This is a genomic window from Beutenbergia cavernae DSM 12333, from assembly GCF_000023105.1.
Classification (GTDB): Bacteria; Actinomycetota; Actinomycetes; order Actinomycetales; family Beutenbergiaceae; genus Beutenbergia; species Beutenbergia cavernae.
The window spans coordinates 2,705,191-2,720,017 of record NC_012669.1 but is presented as its reverse complement, the minus strand read 5'-3'; the positions used below and the strand labels follow the sequence as shown (position 1 = coordinate 2,720,017).

Sequence of the window (14,827 nt, the reverse complement as noted above, 5' to 3'; positions counted from 1 at the left end):
CTTCGTCCGTGCGCGGGTCTGGACAAACCCGGTTCACCTGGTGGACGGCGGGAGCCCTTCGGGCAGGGCGCCGACGAGGCGGAGGCGGCGGGTCGCGCGGGTCATCGCGACGTAGCAGTCGCCCCGGGACATCGCCGCGGCGTCGACCAGGACGACGACGTCGAACTCGAGACCCTTGCTCGTGACGGGGTCGACGACGACCACGTCGTGCTCGAGGTCGAGGCGAGCCGCCAGCCCGAGCCGTTCCCGGACGGCCGAGAGCGCCGATTCCGGGGCGATGACCGCCGTCGTCCCCCCGGCGACGGACTCGGCGGCGACGACCTCCGCGAGGTCCGCGCCCGTCGGCCCGACCCCGAGCGCGTCGGGCAGGTCGCGCGCCGACGTCGGCTCCGCCACCGCCGCGCTGGGGTCGTGCGCCCGGGCGACCGCGACCGCGGCCGCCATGATCGAGGCGGGGGTCCGATAGTTGACGGTGAGCTCGGCCAGGCGCCACTGGCCCCGCAGCACCGGGTCCAGGACGTCGGGCCAGCTCCGTGCCCCCGCGGCGCTCGACGTCTGGGCGACGTCGCCCACGATCGTCATCGACCGGCTGGGGCACCGGCGCAGGATCGCCCGCCACGCCATGGCGCTGAGCTCCTGCGCCTCGTCGACGACGACGTGGCCGTACGTCCACTCCCGGTCCGCGGCGGCCCGTTCCGCCGTCGTGAGGCTCGGACCGGTCTCGACGAACCGGTCGGCGAGCATCTCGGCGGTGACCATCCCGCCCCCGACGCCGGTGGACCGGATCGTCTCGCGGGCGTAGGCGACCTCGTCCTCGCGTGCTCGTTCCGCCTCCGCGCGCCTGTCGCGTTCGGCCCGTTCCGCCTCGGTGCTGGCGCCGAGCAGCTCGGCAGCCTCGTCGATGAGCGGGACGTCGGCCTCGGTCCACGGCGCGTCGGGGGACCGCCGCAACGCCTCGCGCTCCGCGGCGGAGAGCCGAGGCGCCGCCTCGGCGAGGCGATCCGGCCGCGACCAGAGGTCCCGGACGAGGCCGGTGGCGGTGAGCGGCATCCAGGCGAGGTTGAGTGCCACCCGCACGTCGCGCGCGGACCGGATGTCCTCGACCACCTCGGCCAGCTCATCACCCGCGAGGTCGGCGCCGATCTGCTCCGCGTACTGCCGCGCGAGCGTCTGGAGCATGGCGCGGACGAACGTGACGCGTGCCGTGTTGTGCGGGGCGTGGGAACGGCGCGCCCGCGCCTGGGCGGCCTCGACGTCGTGCGGGTGCACCACGAGCGTGCGCGAGCCGACGCGCACCTCCCGCGGGGCGTCGGGCACCCGCTGGCGGGCGCGCACGGCTCGGGCGATCACCCGGGCCATCGCGGCGTCGCCCTTGAGCCGGGCTGCCACCTCGCCCTCGCGGGCGCTCGCCCGGATGCCGGGCACGAGGTCGGCGATCGTCGTCGAGACGACCCCCGTCTCCCCGAGCGCGGGGAGCACCTTCGAGATGTAGCCGAGGAACACGTCGCTGGGCCCCAGCAGCAGCACGCCGGACCGGGTCAGGCGGTCCCGGTGGGCGTAGAGGAGGTACGCCGCCCGGTGCAGCGCGACAGCCGTCTTCCCGGTTCCCGGGCCGCCCTGCACCACGAGCACGCCGTCGAGCGGGGAGCGGATGACGGCGTCCTGCTCGGCCTGGATCGTGGCGACGATGTCGCTCATGCGCCCCGTGCGGTGCGCGCCGAGCGCGGCGAGCAGGGCACCCTCCCCGGCGAGCCCGGCCCGTGCCTCGTCGTCGAGCGCGTCGGCGTCCAGCACGTCGTCCTCGACGGCGACGACCTGCCGCGCGCGGGTCTGGAGGTGGCGACGCCGGACGACGTCGCCGGGATCCGCCGCCGTGGCCTGGTAGAACGGCCGGGCCGCCGGGGCACGCCAGTCGGTGAGGACGGGCGTGTGCTCGTCGTCGGACAGGCCGATGCGGCCGATGTACCGGCTCTGCTCGTCCCGCAGGTCGAGGCGCCCGAACACGAGCTGGTCCTCGACGGCGTCCAGCTGGGCGATGCGGTCGGAGTACAGGGTGGCGAACGAGTCGCGTTCCGAACGGTTCTGGTGCGTCCCGCTCGGCCCTTCGCGGCGGACCCGCGCGAGCTGGGCGCGTGTGCGGTCGCGCAGCTCGTCGAGCCGCGAGTACACACGGTCGACGACGAGCTGTTCCCTCGCCTGTTCGGACGTCGTCACGTCGGTCCTCCCCACCGGCGCGCACACCGGGCCAACCGGCGCGAGCGGCCGACCATTATCCCCCGGATCGCGGACGGCGGGTGTCGCCGTCCGCCGCGGGCGGATGATGCCTACGATGGAGACTCGGGTGCGCGCCGATGCGCGGGCACCCGGCCGGGAATCCGGCGGGCGCGCCGGCTGTTACCCCTGGTGGACGAGACCCCAGGAGGAGTCGAGAGTGGACGCGAGAGACCTGTACACGAGCGAGCACGCCGAAGGTGCACGCGTGCTCGTCCATGCCCTGCAGGGCTCGATGGACGCCGGGCACGCCGGTGCCCTGCTCGCCCAGCACCTGTTGACCACGCTGCCCGCGACGCGCGTGGCGACGTTCGACGTCGACGAGCTGCTCGACTACCGCTCGCGGCGTCCCGCGATGACGTTCGAGGCCACGACGTGGACCTCGTACGACGACCCGGTGCTGGCCGTCGACCTCGTCCGCACGCCGACCGGCGAGGGCGTGCTGCTGCTGCACGGGCCGGAGCCGGACCTGCGGTGGGAGCGGTTCACGACGGCGGTGCGCACGCTGGTGGAGGATCTCGGCGTCGAGACGACGGTGGGCGTGCACGGCATCCCGATGGGCGTGCCGCACACCCGGCCCACGACCGTGACGGCGCACGCGACCCGGCCCGAGCTGCTCGAGGGTCGTCCCAGCTTCGTGGGCACGATCCAGGTGCCGGGGAGCGCGTCCTCGCTGCTGGAGCTGCGCCTCGGCGAGGCCGGCCACGACGCGATGGGCTTCGCCGCGAACGTGCCCCACTACCTGGCCCAGGCGGAGTACCCGCAGGCGGCCGCGGAGCTGGTGCGGCAGATCAACTCCTCGACCGGGCTGGACCTTCCCGTGGGTGAGCTCGAGGCGTCGGCGTCGTCGACACGCGAGGAGATCGACCGGCAGGTGGCGGAGTCCGACGAGATCGGGGCTGTCGTGCACGCCCTCGAGCAGCAGTACGACGCGTTCTCCCGTGGCCTGGCCGCGGAGGACGCCCGGACGCTGCTCGCGCAGGACCGTCTGCCGAGCGCCGACGAGCTGGGAGCGGAGTTCGAGGCGTTCCTGGCCGAGCACGCGCCGGGTGAGCCCGATGCCGGCGGCGACGCGGACGGCACGCAGGACGACGGCCCGGCCTCGTGAAGGTCGCGTGCGAAACGTGTGCGTAAGTCGCTAGCACTCGTCGGCACGCTCTGACAGACTAGATCCCGTTGCAGGGCGCTTCTCTCATGGTCCGACGTTCTTCGAGCACGCCGTGGGGATCGATGCAGCACACATGGGCCCCGACGCAGGGTCGGTGCCCGGACCGTCCCCGGAAGGACACGCATGGCACAGGGAACCGTCAAGTGGTTCAACTCTGAGAAGGGCTACGGGTTCATCGCCCAGGACGGCGGCGGCGCCGACGTCTTCGTCCACTACTCGGCGATCGAGTCCGACGGCTACCGCTCGCTCGAAGAGGCGCAGCGGGTCGAGTTCGAGATCACGCAGGGGCCGAAGGGCCCGCAGGCGGAGAGCGTTCGCGCCGTCTGACACCTCCTCATCCGTCGATGCGGCTCGTCCCCACGGGGCGGGCCGCATCGTCGTTCTCGGGGGCGGCCGCGGGGTCGGTCCCGTCCGTGGAGACGGGCGCGTCGCGCCACGGCAGGGCGCCGCCGGCGAACGTGCGCAGCTCGTCACCCGTGACGAGCCGCACGGGCAGGGGGAGGGCGAGCATCCCGCGCCGCAGCTGCTCGAGCGGGAGCGGGACGTGCGCGCCGATCACGACGACGTTGCCGAAGCGGCGGCCCCGCCAGATCGCCGGCTCGACGGCGAGCGCGACGTGGTCGAACACGTCGCGCACCGTCGCGACCTCGCGCCGGGTCTCGCGCAGCGGTGGGGAGTCGACGCCGTTGGCCAGGTAGACGCCGTCGTCGGCGAGCGTGCGGGCCACGTCGGTGACGAACTCGACGGTGCGGACGTGCGTGGGGACGCGGTTCCCCGTGAAGACGTCGCGGACGACGGCGTCCCACTCGCCCGACCGCAGCGTGCTCACCGCCTCGCGTGCGTCCTGCGTGCGGACCCGCAGCTCCGGCGCCCGGGGCAGGTCGAACCACTCGCGGGCCAGGCGCGCGAGCTCGGCGTCCAGCTCGACGACGAGCTGGCGCGAGCGTGGCCGCTGGCGCGCGATCGCGCGCGGGAACGCGCACGCTGCGCCGCCGAGGTGCACGGCGCGCACCGGAGAGCCGGCGGGGTGCAGCGCGTCGATGACCAGACGCATCTGCTGCATGTACTCGAACTCGAGGTGCTCGGCGTCGGCGAGGTCGACATAGGACGACTCGACGCCGTTGACGTAGACCATGACGCCGTTCGGGCGGTCGGGGTCCCGCTCGAGCTCGACGGTGCCGGTGTCGATCCCGGTCTCGCCGCTCGGCAGTGCGTCGGGTCGAAGAGCGGGGGCCTGGCGGGACCGGCGGGACGACATGCTCCGAGCCTAGTTGACAGGCGTCGAACAGTCGTTCGACCATAGGGGGGTGAGCAGAGGCCCTCGATCGGTCGCGGCTCGTCGCGACTGGGGTGACGACGACGGCGGGACGCCGATCCTGCACGTCGACATGGACGCGTTCTTCGCGTCCGTCGAGCTCATCCGCGCGCCGGACCTGCGGGGGCGCCCCGTGATCGTGGGCGGTGAGCACCGGGGAGTGGTGCTCGCCGCGACCTACGAGGCCCGCGCGTTCGGCGTCCACTCGGCGATGCCGATGACGCGGGCGCGGGCGTTGTGCCCGCAGGCGGTCGTCATCCCGCCCGACCATGCCCGGTACGAGGAGGTCTCGCGCGTCGTCATGGGCCTGCTGGCCGACGTGACGCCCGTCCTCGAGCAGGTGTCGGTCGACGAGGCGTTCCTCGACGTCTCGGGCGCGCGGCGCCGGCTCGGCTCCCCGGTCGCCATCGCGACGGCGATCCGCAGCCGCATCCGGGAGGTGGCGCAGATCCCGGCGTCCGTCGGCGTCGCGTCGACGAAGTTCCTGGCGAAGCTCGCGTCGCAGACGGCCAAGCCGGACGGGCTCCTCCTCGTCCCGGAGGCGGCGAGCGTGCCGTTCCTCCACTCGCTGCCGGTGGGAGCGCTGTGGGGCGTCGGCGAGCGGACCGCCGCCCAGCTGCGCGAGTGGGGGATCGAGTCGGTCGAGCAGCTCGCGCACACGCCACCCGACGTCCTGCAGCGCCGGCTCGGCCGGGCGGGTGGTGCCCGCCTGTACGACCTGGCGTGGAACCGTGACCCTCGGCCGGTCACGGTGGCCCGGGTCGAGAAGTCGATCTCGTCCGAACACACGTTCGTGACCGACGTCACCGACGCCGCCGAGCTCGGCCGGACCCTGCTCGAGCAGGCCCATCGGTGCGCCCGGCGCCTGCGGCGGGGCGGGTTCCTCGCCCGCGGCGTCACGATCAAGGTCCGGATGTCCGACTTCACCACGCTGACCCGGTCGCGGCAGCTGGACCACCCGAGCGACGTCGCGCACGACGTGTACGCGGCCGCGCGCGCCCTGCTCGCGGCCGTGACGATCCCGCGGGACGGGGTGCGCCTGCTGGGCGTCCGCGTGGACCAGCTGACCGCCGCGGCAGCGACGCCGGTGCAGCTCGCGCTCGACGACGACGCCGCCCCGCGTCGCGAGGTCGAGGTCGCGATGGACGACGTACGGGACCGATTCGGTGCCGATGCACTGGGTGCGGCGTCGTTGCTGGCGACCTCGGCTTTCCCGACGGCCGAGCGGGACTTATCCTGAGACCAGTGCAGGTTCGGCGAGGAGGTCCCGATGCCCCTGTCGGAGTACGAGCAGCGTGTGCTCGAGCAGATGGAGCGGCAGCTGCGCTCGGACGACCCCAAGCTCGCCCAGTCGTTCAGCCGCCGCGGTAGCCGCACGTCACGCATCCTCGGGGGAACCCTGCTCGTCATCGCCGGTCTGGGGATGCTGGTCGGTGGGGTCGCCGGGTCCATGACGTGGCTCGGGGTGGTGGGATTCCTCGCGATGTTCGGCGGCGTCCTGCTCGCGATGTCGAGCGGTCGGCACCAGGCGGCAGCCGCTCCTACGACTGACGCGCCGCGAGCGACGCCCGCGGCGGGCCGGCCTCCACGCCGGTCGTCGTTCATGCAGCGCCTCGAGGAGCGCTGGGACCGCCGCCGCCGCGAGGGCGGCCGCTGACCCGACGCACGGCAGCACCCGAACCGGGGCGCTCGTCGTCGAGCGACCCGTGCGCCGCGCGCGCAGATGGGGCTGAGGCCCTCACCTCCGGCGGCTGGTCCGCCCGGTCCTGTCCTTGCGCTGCTGGCGGGCGCGGCTGAGGATCAGCGCGGCCCACTCGTGCCAGGCGTGGACGTCGTCCCGGCCGGGGGCGCCGTCGCGCGGCGGTGCGTACCGCTCGACCTCCACGGCGTGCGCGAGGCGGGTGGCCGCGTTCTGGGCGTCCTCCCCGAGGTTCTCGGCGATGCGTTCGGCCGCCTGCCGCGGTGTCGCCGACGCCGGGACGGTCACCGAGTGCCGCGCGAGCCGGCGGAGGAGCTGCGACCAGGTCGACTCAGCCGTTCCCGCCGTCCACGCGCGGCGCCGCCGCCAGAGCAGGGCGCCCGCGAGGCCGACGAGGACGACGACGGTGGCGCCCACCAGCAGCTCGCCCCGACCGCCGTCGTCAGCGCCGGCGGCGCCACCTGCGCCCGTGGCGCCCCCCGACGCCGTCGGCACGCCCGTGGGCACGCCGGGCGGCACCGCACCCGACGGCTCCGCCACGCCGGGGCTCGCCGTCGCCTGCAGCGGGTTGGCGTAGGCCGGCGGGACGCCGGACTGGACGGCGGGCGTCGGCTCGAACCGGACCCACCCGACACCCGGGAAGTACAGCTCCGGCCAGGCGTGCGCCTGTGAGCCGGTGATGATCCGGGAGCCGTCGTCGGCGCGAGCGCCGGGGAGGAAACCGATGGCGAGGCGGGCCGGGAGGTCGAGGTGCCGCGCGAGCACGACCATCGTCGTCGCGAACTGGACGCAGTAGCCCTGCTGCGAGTCGAGGAAGTCCCAGACGGCGTCCTCGCTCGTGACCGGGGGAGCGTCCTCGGTGTAGGTGAAGCGACTGGCATCGCGGAGGTAGCTCTGCAGGGCGAGGGCCTCGTCGTAGGCGCTGCCGGCGCCGTCGGTGATCTCCCGCGCGAGATCCCCGATGTCCTCGGCGTGCTGGGTCTCGGGCAGCTGCAGGTAGCGGTTCTCGGCCGGCAGCCGGCGCGGGTCGGCGTTCCGCAGCAGGTCGGCGGTGATCGGACGCTCGAGGTACGTCACGGAGTAGGTGACGGCCCGGCGCGCGTCCGACGCGCTGAACACCTCGTCCGAGCGCGGGTCGTACTGCCACTCACCGGCGACCGTCACGGACCGCGGTGAGGTGGGGATGAGCAGCCGGTCCTGAGCCAGCTCCGGGATCCGGATGTCCACCTGGTCGGCCTCGCCGAGCTGCGCGGGATCGACCTGCTCCGGCCACAGGAGCTCGTCGGGGACGAGCGGGCGGACGGCGGCGTCGGCGGCGTCGTCACGCACCCAGGTGCGCCCGTCGAACTCGGCGGTCGTGTACGCGCGCAGGGGGCCGAGGCTGACCTCGTCGGTCGCCCGGTACCGCACGAGCTCCGTGGACCCCTGCTGGCCCAGGCTCGCCCGCATGTCCAGCTCGAGGCTGAGCCGGGTGCCGTTGGGGTCGGCGACCCCGCCGCGGAGCGTGTCGAGGGGCAGCAGGGCGGGAAGTGCGGGCACGCCGGCGCCGAGCAGGAACGCCGCCACGAGACAGACGGCACCGGCGCTGCCGAGCCTCGCGAGATGGGAGGCGGTGGCGACGCCAGGGCGGGCGGGACGACGGCGCGGGGGCAGCTCCGGGAGCGGCGGCCGGCCGGCGGCGAGGACGCCGAGGATGCCCGCCGCGGCGAGGACCCACACCCAGCCGGGCGCCGTCGACCCGAGCAGGAGCGCCGGCAGCCACAGCAGGAGCGTCGACGCCGCGGCGGCGGCGGGCACCTTGACCCCGAACGCGAGCCCCTCGGCGACGAGGTAGACGCCGGCGATGCCGAGCGCGGCGAGCAGGCCCACGCCGCCCACGGACGGTGCGGGCGGGAGGGACGAGTACAGCGAGTCGGAGGCGGCGCGCGCCATCTCCGCGCCGATCCCGAACGAGTCGGGCGTCGGGATGATCCCGCCGAGCGCCGTCGACGGCACGTAGGCGACAGTGAGCGCGACGACGCCGGCGGCGGCGCCGACGATCGTCGCCAGCCACGCGGGCCGGGCGAGCAGGCGCGTGACGAGGCACGCGACGGCGACGACGGCGAGCACGCCGAGCGCGCGCGGGTAGAACTGGGAGGTCAGCAGGCGGGACAGGGCGCCGCTCCCGGCCGCGACGGCGAGCACCAGCGACCCGGTGAGGGCGAGGACGCGGCTCACGAGGCGACCCTCGCGCGGGCGCCACCGAACGCCTGGTCGATCCGGGCGCCCTCGTGCCCGAGGGTCGCCGACCAGCCCGCGGCCTGGAGCACCTGGAGGGTGGCGCGCACATGGTCCGGCAACGCTCCGCGGGGTGGCACGACCACCGCCCAGCACGTGCGGGCTCGGGCGAGGTCGGCGAGCCGCGCGACGGCGTGGTCGTCGGGTGCGCACAGCACGGCGACGCAGACGGCGGAGGCGGACCGTGCCATCTCGTCGATCTCGTGGACGAGGGCGTCGCGGCGGTCGCCGAGCTCGGTGGGCTCGACGAGCGCGAGCGTGTCCATGGGCACGGAGGCCGAGCTCGTGCGCTCCTGCGCGCCCGAACCGGGGATCCTCAGGCGCACCGAGAACCGCTCCTCGAGCAGGGCCACGGCGACGGAGGCGGCGGCGCTCACCGCCCACTCGAGGTCGGACTTGCGTTGCTCGGAGTGGATCTGCAGCAGGAGGTCGGCGGTCATCGGGCTGGCGGGCTCGTCGGCCCGCACCATGAGATCGCGGTGGCGGGCCGACGAGCGCCAGTGGACCCGCCGGAGGTCGTCGCCGCGGCGGTACTCGCGCAGCAGCAGGTCCTCCGGGCTCGGCCGGACGACGCCCGCACCCCGGCGGTGCTCGGTCTGCCCGACGAGGGCCTGGCGCAGGTCGCCCAGCGCGATCGCCCGGGGCCACACGACGACGTCGTCGGATCCGCGGGTGCGCTGGGTGAACTCCACCAGCCCGAGCGGGTCGCCCCGCAGGAGGACGGCGGGGCCGAGGTGGGCCGCACCCCTGGCGCGCGGACGGAGCAGGTACTCCGTGGCGCTCACCCCGGGCCGCGCGCCGAGCGTGGCCGCGCTGCGCTCCCGGAGCCGCGAGTGCCGGGGCAGGGAGCGCCCCCGGGCGCTGATGCGGACGGTGGCGGGCGAGTCCACCTGCAGCGGGAGCGGGTGCACCGTGCGCTCGACGCTGACGCGGGAGGTCCGCACGGACGCCACGGCACCCCAGACGATCGCGATGAGCGGAAGGACGACGGCGAGCGCGGCGAACCGCCCCAGCTCCACGGAGTCGAGCGGCGCCGCGACGATGACGAGCCCGACGCCGACGCCCAGCAGCCCGCCGCCGCGACGCGTCAGTCGCGGCAGCTCGGGACGGCGGGCCACGACGTGACCTTCAGCGGACCGAGGCGGGGACGGGCGTGGCCGCGACGAGGCGCCGGACGACGTCGGTGGCGGTCCCGCCGGCCATCCGCGCGCTGGGCGCCAGCACGAGGCGGTGGGCCAGCGCCGCCTCGGCGACGGCCTGGACGTCGTCCGGGAGCACGTAGTCGCGCCCGGCCATGGCCGCGACGGCGCGGGCGAGGCTGACCAGCTGCATCGCCGCCCGCGGGGAGGCGCCGAGCAGGATGTCCTCGTCGGACCGCGTGGCGCGGGCGAGCGCGAGCACGTAGCGGCGCAGGGTCTCCGAGGCGTGCACGCCGTTGATCGCCGTGCGCAGCGCCGCGACCTCGTCCTCGGTGACGACGGGGGTGAGCGCCGCCGCGGGGTCGGCGCCGCTGGGGGAGTCGAGCAGCTCGAGCTCGTCGTGCTCGGGCGGATAGCCGAGGGCGAGGCGCGCCATGAACCGGTCGCGCTGGGCCTCGGGCAGCGGGTACGTGCCCTCCATCTCCACCGGGTTCTGCGTCGCGAGGACCATGAACACCTCGGGGAGCTCGTGGGAGACGCCGTCGACGGTGACGCGCCCCTCCTGCATGCACTCCAGGAGCGCCGACTGCGTCTTGGGGGAGGCCCGGTTGATCTCGTCGCCGATGACCACCGTGGCGAAGATCGGTCCGGGGTGGAACACGAAGTCACCGGTCGCGGCGCGGTAGATGCTCACGCCGGTGACGTCGGCGGGCAGCAGGTCCGGCGTGAACTGGATCCGTCCGACGGTGCCCCCGACGGCGGCGGCGAGAGCGCGGGCGAGGGTCGTCTTCCCGACGCCCGGTACGTCCTCGAGCAGGAGGTGCCCGCCGGCGAGGAGCACGGCGACGGTGGTGCGGACGGCGTCGTCCCGGCCGCTCAGGACGCTGCTCACGACCTGGACGAGCGCACTCACCCGGGGTCCGACCTCCGTGAGGTCGGGCGGTGCTGCGGTGGAGGTGTCGGTCACGTTCTCCCCTTCGAATGCGCGTGGCACGAGCGTACGGCAGACGGGTCGGGGACGGAGGGCGTTCGGCCCGCTCGCTCCACCACGCTCCACGAGCGCTGACCTGCGACGACGCGCGCGTGGTGCGGCACACTCCAGCCGCCCTACCAGGCGAGTGGAGGGAAGTGGAGTACTGTGGGGCGAAGCGGAGGTCCTGGGAGCAGGAGGAGGTGGCCCTGATGCTCATCGGCACGTTCACGCCGAAGCTCGACGACAAAGGGCGCCTGATCCTCCCCGCCAAGTTCCGCGAGCGGTTCGCCACCGGTCTCGTGCTCACGCGCGGGCAGGAGAACTGCGTGTTCGTCTTCCCCCGCGACGAGTTCCTGCAGGTCCACGAGAACCTGCGCCGGGCGCCGCTGACGAGCAAGCAGTCCCGCGACTTCAACCGCGTCCTGCTCGCCGGCGCGCACGACGAGCTCCCCGACAAGCAGGGGCGCGTGACGATCCCGCCGATCCTGCGCGAGTGGGCGCGTCTCGACCGCGATCTCACGGTCATCGGGACGGGCAGCAAGCTCGAGGTCTGGGACACGGGCACGTGGCAGGGCTACTTCGCCGACGCCGCCGCCTCGTTCGACGACGCCGTGCCGGAGGTGGTGCCCGGGCTCGGCTGAGCATCGCCTCGGCGAGCTCCGTCCTGCCCTCCACATCGCTCCACCGCAGCGCGAGGTCTCCCCCCGCGACTCTGACGCACTTCCCCGGCGCCAGAGCGGGCGGCGGGAGTCCTGGCCCGGCGGCGGTGCCGGACCACCCACCACTCCAGACCCGACACCCGAGACACCCACCACGAAGGACCGAGGCAGATGAGCACACCCGACGCACAGGCCGCGGCGCTCCACGCGCCCGTCCTGGCGCAGCGGTGCGTGGACCTGCTGGCGCCCGCGCTGGAGAGCGACGGCGCCGTCCTCGTGGACGCGACGCTCGGGATGGGCGGCCACAGCGAGCTCGTGCTGGAGCAGTGCCCGCACGCCCGCGTCCTCGGCATCGACCGCGACCCGCGTGCTCTGGAGCTCGCGACCGCTCGGCTCGCGAGGTTCGGGCAGAGGTTCACCCCCGTGCACGCCGTCTACGACGAGATCGACGACGTCGCGCGCCAGCACGCCGGCGGCGCCGTCCAGGGGGTCCTCTTCGACCTCGGGGTCTCGTCGCTCCAGCTCGACGACGCAGGCCGCGGGTTCGCCTACGCCCAGGACGCACCCCTCGACATGCGGATGGACCCGACGACCGGGCCGACGGCGGCGGACCTCCTGGCGGACGCCGACGAGGCCGAGCTGCGCCGCATCCTGCGCACGTACGGCGAGGAGAAGTTCGCGCCCCGGATCGCCGCGGCGATCGTCCGGCGCCGAGAGGCCGCGCCGCTGCGCCGCAGCTCCGACCTCGTCGAGGTGGTCCGCGGCGCGATCCCGATGTCGGCGCAACGCACCGGCGGACATCCCGCCAAGCGCACGTTCCAGGCCCTGCGGATCGCCGTCAACCGTGAGCTGGAGGTGCTCGAGCGGGCGCTGCCGCGGGCGATCGACGCCCTCGCCGTCGGAGGTCGGATCGTCGTCGAGTCCTACCACTCGCTCGAGGACCGCCTCGTCAAGCGCGAGCTCGCTCGTGGGGCGACGTCGAGCGCGCCCCGGCACCTTCCCGTCGTGCCCGAGGAGGACCAGCCCTACCTCGAGCTCCTCACGCACGGGGCCGAGCAGGCGGACGACGTCGAGCTCGCCGCCAACCCGCGCGCCGCGTCCGTCCGGCTGCGCGCGGCCCGCCGGATCCGCACGACTCCCACCCGACCGTCACCCAGGAGGAGGAGGCCATGAGTCTCGCCACCGCCCGACAGCCCCTCGTCCGAGAGCCGGCGCCGATCCGCGATCCCGGTCCGGCGCGCCGGCCGCAGCTGCGCATCGTCCGCGCGCAGGCTCCGGCGCGCTCGCGCGTGCCGTTCCTCGCGCTGTGCGTGTCGATCCTCGTCGGGTCGCTGCTCGCCGCGCTCGCGCTCAACACGTCGATGGCCGCGACCGCGTACACGCTGCGCGAGCGCCAGGGCGAGCTGACGGCGCTCTCGCAGGAGGAGCAGCGGCTGGCGTCGCTCGTCGAGGAGACCTCGGCGCCGTCGGCGGTCATGGCGAGCGCCCGAGCCCTCGGCATGCAGCCGTCCGACGGCGTCGTCCACCTGCGGCTCGCGGACGGGACGCTGATCGGGGCGCAGGGATGAGCCGCGTCGGGTCGACCTCCCGGCGGCAGTTCGTCGTCCTCGTGATGGTGCTCGCGCTCATGGCGGCGTACGCCGTCCGGCTCGTGTACGTGCAGGTGGTCGCCGGGCCGGGCCTCGCCGCGCAGGCCCGCGAGCTCCGGACCGACACCCTGACCCTGCACGCCCAGCGGGGCGCGATCGTCGACGCCGACGGGAACGTCCTGGCGACGTCGCAGATGCGCTACGACATCTGGGTCGACCAGCGCCAGATCCCCGCGTTCAAGGTGCGCGACGCCGACGGGGAGGTGACCGCCCAGGGGGCGCTCGCGGCCGCCGAGCTCCTCGCGCCGATCCTCGACCTGGACGCGCACGAGCTCGGTGCCCAGCTCACCGGCGACGCCGGCGTGCGCATTGCGCGCGACGTGACGCCCGAGGTGCGTGCGGCGGTCGTCGAGCTCGGCATCGGCGGCGCGGTCTGGGACGAGCTCACCACCGTCCGGGACTACCCCGCGACGACGACGGGCGGCAATCTCGTCGGCTGGGTCAACGAGGAGGGCGCGGGTGCCTCGGGTCTGGAGTACGCGCTGGAGGCGGAGCTGAGCGGCGCGAACGGTGAGACCGTCTTCGAGCGCGGCCTCACCGGTCAGGTGATCCCGGGTGCGCCTCAGCACACGACGCCCGCGCAGGACGGGCGGACCGTCAACACGACGCTCGAGCAGGACCTGGAGTTCCGGGCCGAGGAGGTCATCGACGGCGCCGTGGAGCAGTACGGCGCCGACTGGGGCGCCGTCGTCGTCATCGAGGTCGGCACCGGCCGGATCCTCGCGCTCGCCGAGTCCGGCGCGATCGACCCGAACGACCCCTCGGGGTTCGGCGGGAGCCGGGCGATCCAGGACCCGTACGAACCCGGGTCGACGGGCAAGATCCTCACCGTCGCCGCGGCGATCGAGGAGGGCGTCGTCGAGCCGGACACCGTGTTCCAGGTGCCGTACCGGTACACGACGTCCAACGGCCAGACGTTCAAGGACCACACGGAGCACCCGGACGAGCAGCTGACGACGGCGGGGATCCTCGCCGACTCGTCCAACACCGGCACGATCCAGATCGGCGAGCGGATGAGCGACGACGTCCGCGCCAGGTACATGCAGGACTTCGGCTGGGGCGCCCCGAGCGGGATCGAGCTCACCGGCGAGAGCACGGGAAGCAACCTCGACCCGACCGGCTGGGACGGCCGCACCCGCTACGCGACGATGTTCGGGCAGGGACTCTCCGTCAACCTCCTGCAGAACACGAACGTCATCGCGACGCTCGCGAACGACGGCGTCCACGTCCAGCCGCACCTCGTCGACGGGTACACGGACACCGCCGGGACGTTCACCCCGGCCGAGCTGGAGGAACCGCGGCAGGTGGTGAGCCCGGAGACGTCCGAACAGGTGATCAGGATGCTCGAGGGCGTCACCGCCGCCGAGGGCGCGACGGGGACGCGGGCCGCCATCGACGGCTACCGCGTCGCCGGCAAGACCGGCACCGCGGAGATCATGGGGCCCGGCGGCGAGCTCTCGGACACCGTCGCGTCGTTCGTCGGCGTGGCGCCCGCCGAGGACCCCCAGATCGCCGTCGGCGTGGTGGTCTACCGGCCCGACACGGGCTTCTACGGCGGCACGATCGCGGCACCCGTGTTCCGGGACGTCGCGTCGTTCGCGCTCACCTCCCTGGGCGTGCCGCCCTCGGCCGAGCCGGCCGACCTGTATCCGCTGACCCCCGCCGGCTAGAGGTAGA

13 protein-coding genes are annotated in these 14,827 nt (G+C 74.4%); 8 read left to right on the top strand and 5 right to left on the bottom strand.

Annotated features, from left to right (window positions below):
* Positions 1 to 33: 33 nt before the first annotated feature.
* Positions 34 to 2,214 (bottom strand): HelD family protein, encoded by a 2,181-nt coding sequence (locus BCAV_RS12225; protein ID WP_015882918.1) that lies wholly within the window; start codon positions 2,212 to 2,214, stop codon positions 34 to 36.
* A gap of 217 nt (positions 2,215 to 2,431) precedes the next feature.
* Here BCAV_RS12225 and BCAV_RS12220 point away from each other — a divergent pair, with 217 nt between their 5' ends.
* Together BCAV_RS12220 and BCAV_RS12215 are read left to right on the top strand one after the other, a co-directional pair.
* Entirely contained in the window at positions 2,432 to 3,379 is a 948-nt protein-coding gene (locus BCAV_RS12220) for a proteasome assembly chaperone family protein (protein WP_015882917.1), read from the top strand.
* 183 nt (positions 3,380 to 3,562) lie between these two features.
* Positions 3,563 to 3,766 carry a cold-shock protein gene (locus tag BCAV_RS12215; RefSeq protein ID WP_015882916.1) on the top strand — a complete coding sequence of 68 codons (204 nt, stop codon included), beginning with the start codon at positions 3,563 to 3,565 and terminating at the stop codon, positions 3,764 to 3,766.
* 7 nt (positions 3,767 to 3,773) lie between these two features.
* Here the strand turns inward: BCAV_RS12215 and BCAV_RS12210 are convergent, their stop codons facing one another.
* Positions 3,774 to 4,697, bottom strand: a complete 924-nt coding sequence (locus BCAV_RS12210; protein ID WP_015882915.1) for a spermidine synthase — start codon at positions 4,695 to 4,697, stop codon at positions 3,774 to 3,776.
* A 49-nt stretch (positions 4,698 to 4,746) separates the two neighbouring features.
* Between BCAV_RS12210 and dinB the strand changes: the two genes are divergently transcribed.
* A complete protein-coding gene (gene dinB / locus BCAV_RS12205) occupies positions 4,747 to 5,994 on the top strand; it encodes a DNA polymerase IV (protein WP_015882914.1) in 1,248 nt (415 codons plus the stop codon).
* 30 nt (positions 5,995 to 6,024) lie between these two features.
* Positions 6,025 to 6,411 carry a DUF3040 domain-containing protein gene (locus BCAV_RS12200; RefSeq protein WP_015882913.1) on the top strand — a complete coding sequence of 129 codons (387 nt, stop codon included), beginning with the start codon at positions 6,025 to 6,027 and terminating at the stop codon, positions 6,409 to 6,411.
* Between the two features lie 81 nt (positions 6,412 to 6,492).
* On the opposite strand, the gene BCAV_RS12195 is transcribed toward BCAV_RS12200, so the two are convergent.
* Genes BCAV_RS12195 through BCAV_RS12185 form a run of 3 tightly spaced genes read right to left on the bottom strand, consistent with a single transcriptional unit; the run spans position 6,493 to position 10,836 of the window.
* On the bottom strand, positions 6,493 to 8,670 hold the full coding sequence (locus BCAV_RS12195) for a transglutaminase TgpA family protein (protein ID WP_015882912.1): 2,178 nt from the start codon (positions 8,668 to 8,670) through the stop codon (positions 6,493 to 6,495).
* Positions 8,667 to 9,848 (bottom strand): DUF58 domain-containing protein, encoded by a 1,182-nt coding sequence (locus BCAV_RS12190; protein ID WP_015882911.1) that lies wholly within the window; start codon positions 9,846 to 9,848, stop codon positions 8,667 to 8,669. The genes BCAV_RS12195 and BCAV_RS12190 overlap by 4 nt, the downstream gene beginning before the upstream one ends.
* A 10-nt stretch (positions 9,849 to 9,858) precedes the next feature.
* Positions 9,859 to 10,836, bottom strand: coding sequence for an AAA family ATPase (locus BCAV_RS12185; protein ID WP_015882910.1), 978 nt, complete (start codon positions 10,834 to 10,836; stop codon positions 9,859 to 9,861).
* Positions 10,837 to 11,051: 215 nt separating this feature from the next.
* On the opposite strand from BCAV_RS12185, the gene mraZ reads away from it, so the two are divergent.
* The 4 genes from mraZ to BCAV_RS12165 all read left to right on the top strand — a co-directional run bounded on the left by mraZ (position 11,052) and on the right by BCAV_RS12165 (position 14,820).
* A complete protein-coding gene (gene mraZ / locus BCAV_RS12180; protein ID WP_015882909.1) occupies positions 11,052 to 11,483 on the top strand; it encodes a division/cell wall cluster transcriptional repressor MraZ in 432 nt (143 codons plus the stop codon).
* 189 nt (positions 11,484 to 11,672) lie between these two features.
* Positions 11,673 to 12,674 (top strand): 16S rRNA (cytosine(1402)-N(4))-methyltransferase RsmH, encoded by a 1,002-nt coding sequence (gene rsmH / locus BCAV_RS12175; protein ID WP_015882908.1) that lies wholly within the window; start codon positions 11,673 to 11,675, stop codon positions 12,672 to 12,674.
* The gene (gene ftsL / locus BCAV_RS12170) at positions 12,671 to 13,069 is read left to right on the top strand and encodes a cell division protein FtsL (protein ID WP_015882907.1); all 399 of its coding nucleotides are present in this window, start codon (positions 12,671 to 12,673) and stop codon (positions 13,067 to 13,069) included. Before rsmH ends, ftsL begins: the two co-directional genes overlap by 4 nt.
* Positions 13,066 to 14,820: a peptidoglycan D,D-transpeptidase FtsI family protein gene (locus BCAV_RS12165; RefSeq protein WP_015882906.1), complete on the top strand. Its 1,755-nt coding sequence runs from the start codon at positions 13,066 to 13,068 to the stop codon at positions 14,818 to 14,820. Before ftsL ends, BCAV_RS12165 begins: the two co-directional genes overlap by 4 nt.
* Positions 14,821 to 14,827: the final 7 nt, after the last annotated feature.